Annotated in this window: 9 protein-coding genes, 1 tRNA gene and 1 pseudogene; 4 read left to right on the top strand and 7 right to left on the bottom strand. The window is 65.1% G+C overall.

From position 1 onward, the window contains the following. On the bottom strand, positions 1–1,599 hold a 1,599-nt coding region (locus tag K8V84_RS09950; protein WP_304073398.1), incomplete at its 3' end, for an ABC transporter family substrate-binding protein. Between the two features lie 640 nt (positions 1,600–2,239). Here K8V84_RS09950 and K8V84_RS09945 point away from each other — a divergent pair. Together K8V84_RS09945 and K8V84_RS09940 are read left to right on the top strand one after the other, a co-directional pair. Further along, positions 2,240–2,713 carry a hypothetical protein gene (locus K8V84_RS09945; RefSeq protein WP_304073396.1) on the top strand — a complete coding sequence of 158 codons (474 nt, stop codon included), beginning with the start codon at positions 2,240–2,242 and terminating at the stop codon, positions 2,711–2,713. 110 nt (positions 2,714–2,823) lie between these two features. After that, entirely contained in the window at positions 2,824–3,432 is a 609-nt protein-coding gene (locus K8V84_RS09940; protein WP_304073395.1) for a rhomboid family intramembrane serine protease, read from the top strand. Between the two features lie 94 nt (positions 3,433–3,526). Here the strand turns inward: K8V84_RS09940 and K8V84_RS09935 are convergent, their stop codons facing one another. The 5 genes from K8V84_RS09935 to dcd all read right to left on the bottom strand — a co-directional run bounded on the left by K8V84_RS09935 (position 3,527) and on the right by dcd (position 8,815). Next, complete coding sequence (locus tag K8V84_RS09935; RefSeq protein WP_304073391.1) at positions 3,527–4,435, bottom strand: glycine betaine ABC transporter substrate-binding protein; 909 nt, start codon at positions 4,433–4,435, stop codon at positions 3,527–3,529. A 161-nt stretch (positions 4,436–4,596) separates the two neighbouring features. Then, positions 4,597–5,526, bottom strand: a complete 930-nt coding sequence (locus tag K8V84_RS09930; RefSeq protein ID WP_304073388.1) for a glycine betaine ABC transporter substrate-binding protein — start codon at positions 5,524–5,526, stop codon at positions 4,597–4,599. A gap of 44 nt (positions 5,527–5,570) precedes the next feature. After that, positions 5,571–6,791, bottom strand: a complete 1,221-nt coding sequence (locus tag K8V84_RS09925) for a proline/glycine betaine ABC transporter permease (RefSeq protein ID WP_304073386.1) — start codon at positions 6,789–6,791, stop codon at positions 5,571–5,573. Beyond that, positions 6,788–7,816, bottom strand: coding sequence for a glycine betaine/L-proline ABC transporter ATP-binding protein (locus tag K8V84_RS09920; RefSeq protein ID WP_304073384.1), 1,029 nt, complete (start codon positions 7,814–7,816; stop codon positions 6,788–6,790). Before K8V84_RS09920 ends, K8V84_RS09925 begins: the two co-directional genes overlap by 4 nt. A gap of 408 nt (positions 7,817–8,224) precedes the next feature. Then, on the bottom strand, positions 8,225–8,815 hold the full coding sequence (gene dcd, locus K8V84_RS09915; RefSeq protein ID WP_304073381.1) for a dCTP deaminase: 591 nt from the start codon (positions 8,813–8,815) through the stop codon (positions 8,225–8,227). A 133-nt stretch (positions 8,816–8,948) separates the two neighbouring features. On the opposite strand from dcd, the gene K8V84_RS09910 reads away from it, so the two are divergent. Next, positions 8,949–9,022 (top strand) — tRNA-Gly (locus K8V84_RS09910). Positions 9,023–9,139: 117 nt separating this feature from the next. Here K8V84_RS09910 and K8V84_RS09905 read toward each other — a convergent pair. Next, positions 9,140–9,616 carry a tyrosine-type recombinase/integrase gene (locus K8V84_RS09905; RefSeq protein WP_304073379.1) on the bottom strand — a complete coding sequence of 159 codons (477 nt, stop codon included), beginning with the start codon at positions 9,614–9,616 and terminating at the stop codon, positions 9,140–9,142. Positions 9,617–9,696: 80 nt separating this feature from the next. On the opposite strand from K8V84_RS09905, the pseudogene K8V84_RS09900 reads away from it, so the two are divergent. Next, a pseudogene (locus tag K8V84_RS09900) lies at positions 9,697–10,848 on the top strand (IS3 family transposase). The last annotated feature ends 482 nt before the right edge of the window (positions 10,849–11,330 follow it).

The raw sequence follows: 11,330 nt of genomic DNA, 5'->3' as shown, positions 1-11,330 counted from the left end.
CGGCTCGTGCATGATCGGCAGGACGTAGGCCTCCGGGACCAGGATCTCCATGGCCTCGTTCAGGTGACCGGCGGCGGTGTCGAGGTCGGGGGCGTTGGCCGCCTCGTCGACCAGCTCGTCGACGTCCTCGTTGTCGAAGCCACCGAAGTTGCTGTCACTGTCGCTGCGCCAGTACTGGGCACCCGACGTCACGAAGTACGGGTCTCCCTGCCAACCGAACTGCATGATGTCGTAGTCGTTCTCGGCGAGCGTGCCGCCCAGGTCGTCGGTCACCTCGATGTTGGTGGTGATGCCGATCTCGGCCAGGTGGGCCTGGATGAGCTGGAGCGAGGTGTTGCGCACGACGGAGTCGGTGCTGCGCAGACGGAAGGGACCGATCTCCTCACCGTCGAGGGTGAGGGTGTCGCCGACCTCGTAGCCGGCCTCCTCGAGGATCTCGGTGGCGGCTTCGATGTCTCCGGTGCCCTGGGTCTCGTTCTCGTAGTGGTCCACGAAGTAGGGGCTGTCGTTACCGAAGACGTGGTTGTTCTTCAGCTCGTACTCGGGGTAACCGGCCCCGTAGTTGCGCGAGGCGATCTCGTCACGGTCGATGGCCGTGAAGATGGCGCGACGCAGCTCGACGTCCTCGAGGAACTCGTTGTTGAGGTTGAGGTCGACGTGCTCCCAGGCGGCGCCCTCACCGATCGTCGTCTCGGAGTCGGGCAGCTCCTGCATCTGGGTGTAGACGTCCTCGTTGTACGCGGACGGGCTGCCGCCGTCGATCTCACCGTTGCTGAAGGCGTTGACGAAGGTGCCCTCGTCGGTGTTGAACATGAAGGTGACCCGGTCCAGGCCGGGCTCCTCACCGAACCACTCGGGGTTCGGCTCCTTCACGACCTCGTTCTCCAGGTCGCCTTCGACGATCTGGTAGGGGCCGCCGGACCATTCGGGACGCTCGGAGTGCAACCAGGCGTAGTACTCGCCCAGCTGGTCCGGGTCCTCCACGTCCCAGCCGTTCTCCTCCGCCAGGTGCGCGGGAAGGAATCCACCCGCGACGTTGTGGGCGTCGAAGAAGCCGGCCCACTCGGCGTTGGCCAGGCCCTCCTTCAGGGAGATCGTGGCGGTCTTGCCGTCGACCTCGACGTCCTCGATCATGTCCGGGTTGGTGCTCGACCGGGAGTCACAGCCGTTGCAGTAGCCCTCTTCGGGCCCGGCCGACATCATCCAGGTGACGCGAAGGTCCTCGGCGGTCATCGGCTCGCCGTCGCTCCACACCGCGTCGTCGGCGAGGGTGATGGACCACTGGAACGGCCCCTCGTCGGGGTCGTCGTTGATGAGGGTGGGCTCTTCGGCGAGGACGTCCATGTCGTACTCGTACGTCTCGGCGTCGGGCAGCCAGGTACCGGTGCTCGGAAGCACGCCGGAGAGCATCTGAACGACGTAGACGCTGCCGCCGGCGGAGCTGATGGCCTGCCAGGCGCCGGGCAGGGTCTCGATGACCCAGGTGGCCTCCCTGGTGCCGCCGTCATCCTCCCCTCCTCCGCCACTACAACCACTGGCCACCAACATTGCTGACGACGCCGCCGCGGCGAGCGCCAGCGTCTTTCGACGCTTGAACATAGTCACACCCTTGATCACTGAAGCGAACAGGACACGGGGGAGATGCCCCAAGGGCACGCCCCGACAAAACTAGGCGATTAGTCGATCAGAAGACCATTTAGCGAAATATCTGTATAGCCCCAATGCCGGATTCGTGACCCATCCGCAACCGGTTCGCGCCCATCAGCCCAAGTCCGAGTCATGATTCCTCAATACCCCGGTAACATGCCGCGTCACTTCACATCGACGCAGGCCAGAGGGCTCAAAGAAAACTTCCTCAATCGCCGGGGATTCGGACGACCGAAGAAAGGTTTGCGGTTAATCGGTTACCGCGAACAGCCCCGACACATAAGTCAACAATGTTTAACTACGGCGAGGACGCAGACCACTACCAAGAGAGAAGTGGACACGAAGCACTATATGCCTCAAGTTGCACCAAATCATGACACCGCACCAGGGCTATTTCCGCCCCAGGAAACATAGGATGAACCAATCATCGATCCTTGTATCCACGCGACACTCGAAAATGGACACGAACGTGTCCTGAACCCCGTCATCAAGATGTCCGAAACCGAGGATTCCGCGCACACGAAGCGGATAAGGTTCCGTGTGACGACCTCCGTCATCCTCAGCGCCACGCCCAGCGAGAGAGGCATCCGCCGTGTCCGAATCGGTCCGTCTGGTCTGCCCTGTAGGTCGCAAGTACGTTGAGACGTGGGCCGGTTACGTTCTGGTGATCCTGGGCTCGATCACGGTGCTGGTCGGCTCCGGCCACTGGGCCGGCACCACCTTCGGCGTCCTGCTCGTGCTCGTCGGCGCGGCCTGCGCCGTCCACGGCCACCTGATCAGGAAACCCGTGCTGGAGATCTCCGACGGTGAATTCCGTTACGAGCGTGGGTCCTACGTCGTGAGCGTCCCCTTCGAGGAGATCGGCTCCTACCACCTGCTGCCCGGACGCATCCGCTCCCTGGGCCTGTACGACACCACCGGGCGAGCCAAGCGCTTCCCGTCCCTGTCCGGCCGTCGCACCGCGCGCAGCCACCTGCCGCTGACCGGGATGATCCGGCCCGCCAGGGTCGAGTCCTTCATGGCCGTCGCCGGCATCCCGCCCCGTAAGCGGTCCCTGTCCTCCTGACCGGAGCGCCGCAGCGACTCCCCCGAGGACCAGTCAGACATTCCTCTCGATTCGCCACACACACCGCGACGGACATACCACCACAAGGGCTGTTCCTTTACGCTCAAAGTGTGAAGCAGTCCAGAATCACCGCCATCCTGACCGTAGCGGGGATGCTCGCGGCCATGTGGGTGTTCGAGATCGTCGACACCGTCCCCGGCATGCGGCTCGACCAAGAGTTCGGGCTGCGCGCCTGGGACACGAGCGCCCCCTGGACGATATTGACCGCCCCGTTCATGCACGCCAACTTCCCCCACCTGATCGGTAACTCGTTGCCGTTCCTGGTGTTGGGTTCCCTGGTCGCCTTCAGCGGCCAAGGTCGCTTCCTGCTCACCACCCTGATCGTGGCCGTGGTGAGCGGTGTGGGCGTGTGGCTGTTCTCCGTCCCGGGCGTGCCCACCGTCGGCGCCAGCGGACTCGTGTTCGGCTACTTCGGCTACACCGTCCTACGCGGCATCATCGAACGCAAGACCATCGACATCGTCATCATGATCTGCGTGATCATCTTCTACGGGACCATGATCTGGGGGGTTTTGCCCCAACACCCCGGCGTCTCGTGGCAGGCGCACCTGTTCGGTTTCGTCGGCGGGCTCCTCGCCGCCTACATGCTGCCCAAGCGCGAGTCCAGCCGCCAGATCAGCCCCGGAGGCGGCGCCCAGGGCGGCTACTACGCCCCCTGAGCCATGGAGATCAACACACTCGGAGACACGGCGGGGGCCGTCTTCCCTGATGGGAGGACGGCCCCCGCTTCACTCGACTCCCCGGAGCGAAGGATCAGAACTCCAGGCCCTTCGCGGCCTCGCCCAGGGTGCGCTCCAGGAACAGGGGGTTCTGCGCCAACCACGCGCGTGCCCCGGCGGCGGGGTCCTCGACCCCGGGGCCGACCGTGAGGACCTCCAGGTCCGCAAGCTCGTCGTCTTCCATGGTCCAGTTCTGGATCCACTCGGTCAGCTCGGGGTAGTCCGCGCCGAAGCCGTCCCGGCCCACGGAGTGGATGCCCTCGGCCTCGCCCATCAGGCCCTGCGGGTCCTCCAGGTCCTTCAGGCCGTACTGGGCATAGGCCGGGTGCGGACGCCACAGCGTCACGACGATGGGCTCCTGTTCCTGGTACGCCTCATCCAGGTCGCTCATCATCGAAGCGCCCGACGACGTCTCCAGGTCGAACTCCTCGTCGAGCAGGTAGCCGGGCATCGCCTGGTTCCGGGTCACCCGGGTCAGACCCGCGTCCGGTTCGATGCCGACGATCTTCCCGTCCAGTTCCTCGGAGTGCCGAGGCAGGTCGTCGATCGAGGAGACGTCCTCCATGTACTCGGGAACCGTCAGGGTGAGGGTGGCGTTGTCGTACCAGGAACCCAGGGTCTCGACCCGACCCTTGTGCTCGTCCATGTACTCGTGGTGCGTGACCGGGAGCCACATGTCCAGGTACAGGTCGTACTCGCCGTCGGCCACCCCCTGGAAGGCCGGCGTGACGTCGGTCTCGGTGACCGTGACGTCGTAGCCCTTCTCCTGCAGGATCGCCTCCCACATGTGGGTGACCGCCACGGCCTCCTCCCAACCGATCAACGCGATCTCGATCTCTTCGGCGTCCTGACCGGCCTCATCGCCCGAAGCGCATCCGGTGAGCAGGAGCACCCCGCCCATCCCGGCCGCGGCCAACGCCTTGAAACCCTTCTGGTCGTGCATCTCTCGGGTCCCCCACCCTCGAATTCCTACCGGGCGCCCGTTCATCGATGTGAAGACCATCGACACGGGCTCTACACCGGCACACGGAAACGGTCGCCCCCGGCACGGGGACGACCGTCTCATATGTGCTCGATCTACGATTTTACGCGTAGAACCGAGTGCTAGAACTCCAGGCCCTCGGCGTCATCGCCCAGGGTGCGCTCCAGGAACTCGGGGTTCTCCGACAGCCAGACGCGAGCGCCCTCCTGCGGGTCGTCCTCGTACTCGTCGAGCGTGAGCACCTCCAGCGTGGAGAGCTCGTCGTCGTCCATCGACCAGCCCTCGATCCAGCCGGCGACATCCGGGAACTCGTCCTTGAAGCCCTCGCGACCGATGGAGTGGATGGACTCCGCCTCGCCCATCAGGCCCTCGGGGTCCTCCAGGTCCTTCAGGTCGTGCTCGGCGTAGGCCGGGTGCGGACGCCACAGGGTGACGACGATGGGATCCTCGTCGGCGATCGCGGAGTCCAGCTCGGCGAGCATGGCCGCGCCCGAGGAGGTCACGAGCTCGAACTCGTCGTCCAGGCCGTAGCCGGGCATCGCGCTGTTCTGGGTGGTCTCGGTCAGACCGGCGCCCGGGTCGATGCCGACGATGCGGCCGTCCAGCTCGTCCACGTGGTCGAGCAGGTCGGGAATGCTGTTCACGTCCTCCATGTAGGTGGGGACGGTGAGGGTGAGGATGGCGTTGTCGTACCAGGAACCGAGGTCCTCGATCTGGTCGCCGTAGTCGTTCCAGTACTGCTCGTGCGTGGCGGGCAGCCAGGTGTCCAGGTACAGGTCGACGTCGCCGTTGGCGACACCCTGGAAGGCCGGAGCGACGTCGACGTCGGTGACGTCGACGTTGTAGCCCTTCTCCTGCAGGATGACCTCCCACATGGCGGTGGTGGCGATGGCCTCCTCCCAGGCGATCAGCGCGATGCTGATGTCCTGTCCGCCCTCCTCGGAGTCCGAGCCACCGGTCAGGTCTTCTCCGCCGTTTCCACAGGCGGACAGCAGGAGCACTCCGCTCATACCGGCGGCGGCCAGACCCGTCATGCGTTTACGGCTGTACATCTTCGGGATTCCCTTCCCTAGTGGCTGGTGTGAGCAGGTCGATGTCAGGAAGCGACACGGGCCTGCGGGCTGTTCTTGGTGACGGCGGCGGTGAGGCGGTCCAGGAAGATCGCCAGGATCACCACGGCGATACCGGCCTCGAAACCGAGCGCACCGTCGTTACGGGTGATGCCCTGGTAGACCTGGCTGCCCAGACCACCGGCGCCGACCATGCCCGCGATGACGACCATGGAAAGGCCCAGCATGATGACCTGGTTGACACCGGCCATGATCGTGGGCAGGGCGAGGGGAAGCTGAATGCCGGTGAGGATCTTGTTCCGGGGAGCACCGAAGGCCTCACCCGCCTCCACCAGTTCCTTGTCGATGCCCCGGATTCCGAGTTCGGTCAGGCGTACGCCGGGCGGCATCGCGAACACGATCGTCGCGACCACACCGGGAACCGCGCCGATCGAGAAGAAGAAGATCGCCGGGATCAGGTAGACGAACGCCGGCAGCGTCTGCATCAGGTCCAGGACCGGCTTGACGATCTTGCTGGTCATGTCGTTGTAGGCGGCCAGGATGCCGATCGGGATCGCGATGACCACGGCCACGAGGCTGGCCACCAGGACCAGACCGAGTGTGTCCATGGCGTTGGCCCACTGTCCGACGGACGCCACGATGGTCAAGGCGATCACCGCGAACAGACCCATGCGCCAACCGGCCACCGAGAGCGCGAGCAGGCTCAGCAGCAGGATCATCAGCAGCGCCATCGGACGGGTGACGACCATCGGCAGCAGCAGCCAGCCGAGCAGCACCATGATCAACCAGCCGCCGGCGACCACCCCGGCACGGACCCGGGTCCGCTTCTCGACGAGTCCCAGCGCGGCGACCGCGATCAGGAACACGAGGGAGACCACGAAGTAGGGCTCCACGACCGTGTCGAACAGGCTCATCGCCCAGAGGAAGAGCCCTGGGACGGCGTTGATGATGACCGTCACGAAGCCGAACAGCGCTTCGAGGACGTACAGCAACGAGACACCGACGACGATGCCCAGCAGCGGCATCCGACGCCAACGCACCAACGGCGCGGCGATGATCACCGCGGCGATGAAGGCCAACTGTCCGGCCGCGGGTTCGACGAAGAACCCGGACAGGACGGCGACCGCCCAGCGGATGAACTCACCGCTCAGGTCGAAGAACCAACCGAAGTTGGCCTTCAACCAGCTGTTGAACGCCTCGAACCCCTCACCGAGGGGCAAGGAGGGCGGAAAGTCGACGGGTGTCACTTGCTCTCCTCCCCGTTCGTGTTGGTGTTGAGCGAGGCGAGCACGGACTCACGGGTCACCATGCCGAGCACCTCACCCTGGTCGGAGACCACACGCAGGCGGTCCGAGGTGGACACGCTGGAGAACAGGTCGGCGACGGCGGTACCGGCGTCGACCTGCGGCGCGGAGTCGTCCTTGGCCACGGAGGCGTCGATGACCGAGGACGCGGTGAGCACCCGGGACCGGTCGACGTCCTCGATGAAACGTTCCACGTAGTCGTTGGCCGGGGAGTTGAGGATCTCGGCGGCTTCCCCGATCTGGGCGACACGACCGTCCCGGAGCACGCAGATCCGGTCACCGAGGCGCATGGCCTCATTGAGGTCGTGCGTGATGAAGATGATCGTCTTGCCCAGGCTCGCTTGGAGCTCGATGAGCTGTGTCTGCATGTCGCGGCGGATCAGCGGGTCCAGCGCGCTGAACGCCTCGTCCATGAGGATGATGTCGGTGTCGGCGGCGAGGGCGCGGGCCAGGCCCACGCGCTGCTGCATACCGCCGGAGAGCTGCTGTGGGAGCTTGTCCTCCCACCCCTCCAGCCCGACCAGGGCGAGGGTCTCCTTGGCCTTCTCGAAACGCTCGGCGCGCGGCATTCCGCGCAGCTCGAGGCCGTAGGCCGCGTTCTCCAGCACGGTGCGGTGCGGGAGCAGGGCGAAGTGCTGGAAGACCATGCTGATCTTCTCGCCCCGAAGTTTGAGCAGGTCCTTCTTGTTGAGGGCGGTGATGTCCACGCCGTCGACCTCGACCGAACCGGCGGTCGGGTCGAGGAGGCCGTTGAGCATCCGGATCAGCGTCGACTTACCCGAGCCGGACAGGCCCATGACGACGAAGATCTCGCCCGGTTGGACCTCGAAGGACACGTCGATGACGGCGGCGGTCACGTCGAGGTCGGCGATGGTGTCACGGTGGCTACCGTCGGAGAGCCGTTCGACGGCCACCTTCGATTGCTTACCGAACACCTTGTACAGGTGGTCTGCGCGTACTGCTGGCACGGTCTCCTCTACGGGGCTGTCCCTGTCGCGAAGGCCCGCTGAGGATGTCGGTCCCCATCGCGAACCTGCGGTTTCCACAGGTGAGTGGTCCGCGCAGAGCCCCCCGTGCGCGCCCGCCAACGGGCGAAACCATCACCTGGTCACGTCGGGGCGCCACCTTACCGAGATGTGAACGCACAGTTCAGGCGGTATGTCACTACCAGATAACATGTTTAACCGCCATAAAACACGTCCGTCGACCTGTAGAGCCGGATGTGGATCCCCCAGGACGCCCCAATGTGATCTATACCACTGTACATTTTAGGGCGACAAGGGTCACAATTCCATGTCAGGCGCACGAGACGACGGAACGTGTCAGATCATGACCGTACCGTAAGGACGTTTTGAGGCTTCGAAGCGACCCCCGCTTTACCGATCTTCCTCCACGATCCGGGTCCGAACGAAGTTCTGGTGCGAACGCGAGGGGGTCGGCCCACGTTGTCCCTGGTAGCGCGAGCCGTAGGCGGCCGAGCCGTACGGGCGCTCCGACGGTGAGGTCAGCTGGAACATGCACAGCTGCCCGATCTTCATGCCGGGGTAGAGCTTGATCGGCAACGTCGCCACGTTGGACAACTCCAAGGTCACGTGCCCCGAGAATCCAGGATCGATGAACCCGGCGGTCGAATGCGTGAGCAGACCGAGCCGCCCGAGAGAGCTCTTGCCCTCCAACCGGCTGGCGATGTCATCCGGCAGGGTCACCACCTCGTAGGTCGAGGCCAGCACGAACTCGCCGGGATGCAGGATGAAGGCCTCTTCCCCGTCGGTCTCCACCAGTCGGGTGAGGTCCGGTTGTTCCACCGACGGGTCGATGTGGGGGTACTTATGGTTCTCGAAGACCCGAAAGAAGCGGTCCAGGCGCACGTCGATGCTGGACGGCTGGACGAGAGAGGGGTCGAAGGGATCGATCCGGACCCGCCCGGACTCGATCTGCTTGTTGAGGTCACGATCGGAGAGCAACACGGTGTCGAACCTACCGCCTGCGAGAACAGCCCGTCGGCCCTTCCCCAAGGGCGTCGCCACCGCGCCGACTTGCCCAACCGGCCCGGAGTTGGGCTAGGATAACGACCGTTGGCGGCCACACCGGCGCGCTCACGCGGATGTAGTTCAATGGTAGAACTTCAGCTTCCCAAGCTGATAACGCGGGTTCGATTCCCGTCATCCGCTCCACGGACACACAAGGCCAGGTAGTTCGAGTTTTTTCGAACACCTGGCCTTTCGCGTTCCTAGGGGTCTGAGCGGGTCGCCGTGCCACACACGTGCCACAGGCGTTGGAGCGGGTGAGGCTCAGCGAGGCGCACCCACCGGAGGCGGATCGTCGCCTTCCTTGTCTCCGTCCCTGTCCGCCCCGTTGGCCCTCAGCTCCTCGGCCGCCCTCTCCCCCAGCCGGTCCGCGATCTCGCGTTCGCGTTCGTCGCGCACGTGGAGGTAGATCATCGCGGCCCGCGTGCTGGAGTGGCCCATCCGCCGCATGAGTTCGCGCACGGAGGCCCCCGCCTCAGCGGCGAAGGTGTTCCCGGTGTGGCGAAGGTCGTGGAGGTGCACGTCCTCCAAGCCCACGGCCGAGCAGGCATCCGCCCAGTACTTCGAGAAGTTGCCCCGCCGGAGCTGGTTGCCGCGCACACCCACGAACACGAACCCGTTCGGCCCCGGAGCCGCGTACTCGTCCAGGTGCCGCCGCAGGTCCGGAACGATCAGCTCAGGCAAGGAGACGGTCCGGTATCCCGCCTTGGACTTGGGCTTGCCCTTGTACAGCCCTCCCACGTCCGAGACTGGTGTGTCCTGCGTTTTTCGGAGTCGGATTTTTGGATCCTAGGACCACATGACCCTTGAAGGAGGGCATCGTGGGACGTCGTGGATACCCCGCCGAGTTCCGGCGCAAGGTCTTGGACCTGGTCCGATCCGGACGCAGCGTCGCGGACGTGGCACGCGATCTGGACATCAGCACCGAGACGATCTACGCGTGGAGGCGCCAGGACCGCATCGACCGAGGTCTGGCCCCTGGCCTGACCAGCACCGAGAAGACCGAGCTGGCCGCAGCCAACAAACGCATCGCCGAGCTGGAGGCCGAACTGGCGATCCACCGCCGTGCCAGTGAGCTGCTGGGGAAGGTGGTGCCCCCAAAAGACGGTTCGAGGCGATCGCGGTGATGGCCGCTGAGGGCCACCCGGTCCAGGTCGCCGTCCGGGTCCTGGGCGTCTCGGAGTCGGGGTTCTACGCCTGGCGCGACCGCGGGCCCTCGGCACGCTCGATCCGGCACGCGCTGCTCACCGACACCATCCATCAGATCCACGCCGCATCCAACGGTGTCTACGGGGTCAGGCGGGTGCACGCTGAACTCACCCTCGGGCGAGGGATGAAGCTCTGGCATGGCACCGTGGCGATGCTGATGTCCCGAGCCGGCATCAAGGGGATTGCTGGCCGCCCGAAGTGGCGGCGTGCGCGTGCGGATCTATCTGGTCTCGGCTGACATGGTGGACCGCCAGTTCAGCCGCCAGGACCTGGACCAGCTGTGGGTCACCGATATCACCGAGCACCCCACCCGCGAGGGCAAGGTCTACTGCGCGGTGGTGTTGGATGTGTGTTCGCGGCGCGTGGTTGGGTGGGCGATCGACTCCTCACCTACTGCGGCTTTGACCACGAACGCGCTGGGCATGGCTATCGACAACCGCCAACCTTCGGCGGGGACGGTGATCCACTCCGATCATGGCGTGCAGTTCGGTTCCTGGGCCTTCACCCGGCGGGCCAAAGAGTCCGGGTTGGTGCCCTCGATGGGCTCGATCGGGGACTGCTATGACAACGCGGTCATCGAGTCGTTCTGGTCGCGGATGCAGGTCGAGTTGCTGGATCGGCGCCGGTGGCGGACCCGGTTGGAGTTGGCCAACGCGATCTTTGAGTACCTGGAGATCTTCCACAACCGCCAACGCCGGCACTCGGCGGTCGGCTGGCTGACACCCGTAGAGTTTGAGAACAAGAAATCGAGCACCGTGGCCTGAGAATCCAGAAACACGGCTCCACCAAACTCAGGACATGCCAGACCGTTTCCCGCACCCGCACTGTCCGGGCGTCCAAGTCCAGGTGTCGACGGCGCAGGCCCGCCAGTTCGCCCCACCGCATACTGCCGAACGTCGCCAGCAACACCAGGGACCGGTACCGCGGCTTGATGGCGTCCGCCAGCTCGAAGACCTCGGAGACCGACAGCACCGGGCGTTCCTCGGTGTCCTCCAGGCCAGCGCCGTCGATCTGGCAGGGGTTCTCGCGAATCAGCCGGTCCTTGACAGCGGTGTTCAGCACGGCCCGCAGGTGATGTCCTGTGGTTGCTGACGTGTTCGGATCCCGAGGCACCCGATGGCGCGAAGACGTCTGTCTGTGGTAACTGACACCAGCGCCATCGGGCACCTCGGACCGAAACCGTGGTCACCGTAGGATCATGGGAAGCCTAGCTTCGCCCGTTCAAACGATCGTCCACCTTATGCAT

The sequence above is a fragment of the Nocardiopsis listeri genome, assembly GCF_020741345.1.
In the GTDB taxonomy this organism is placed as follows: Bacteria; Actinomycetota; Actinomycetes; order Streptosporangiales; family Streptosporangiaceae; genus Nocardiopsis; species Nocardiopsis listeri_A.
The sequence above is the reverse complement of the archived record's forward strand: the minus strand, read 5'-3'. Positions and strand labels throughout refer to the sequence as shown.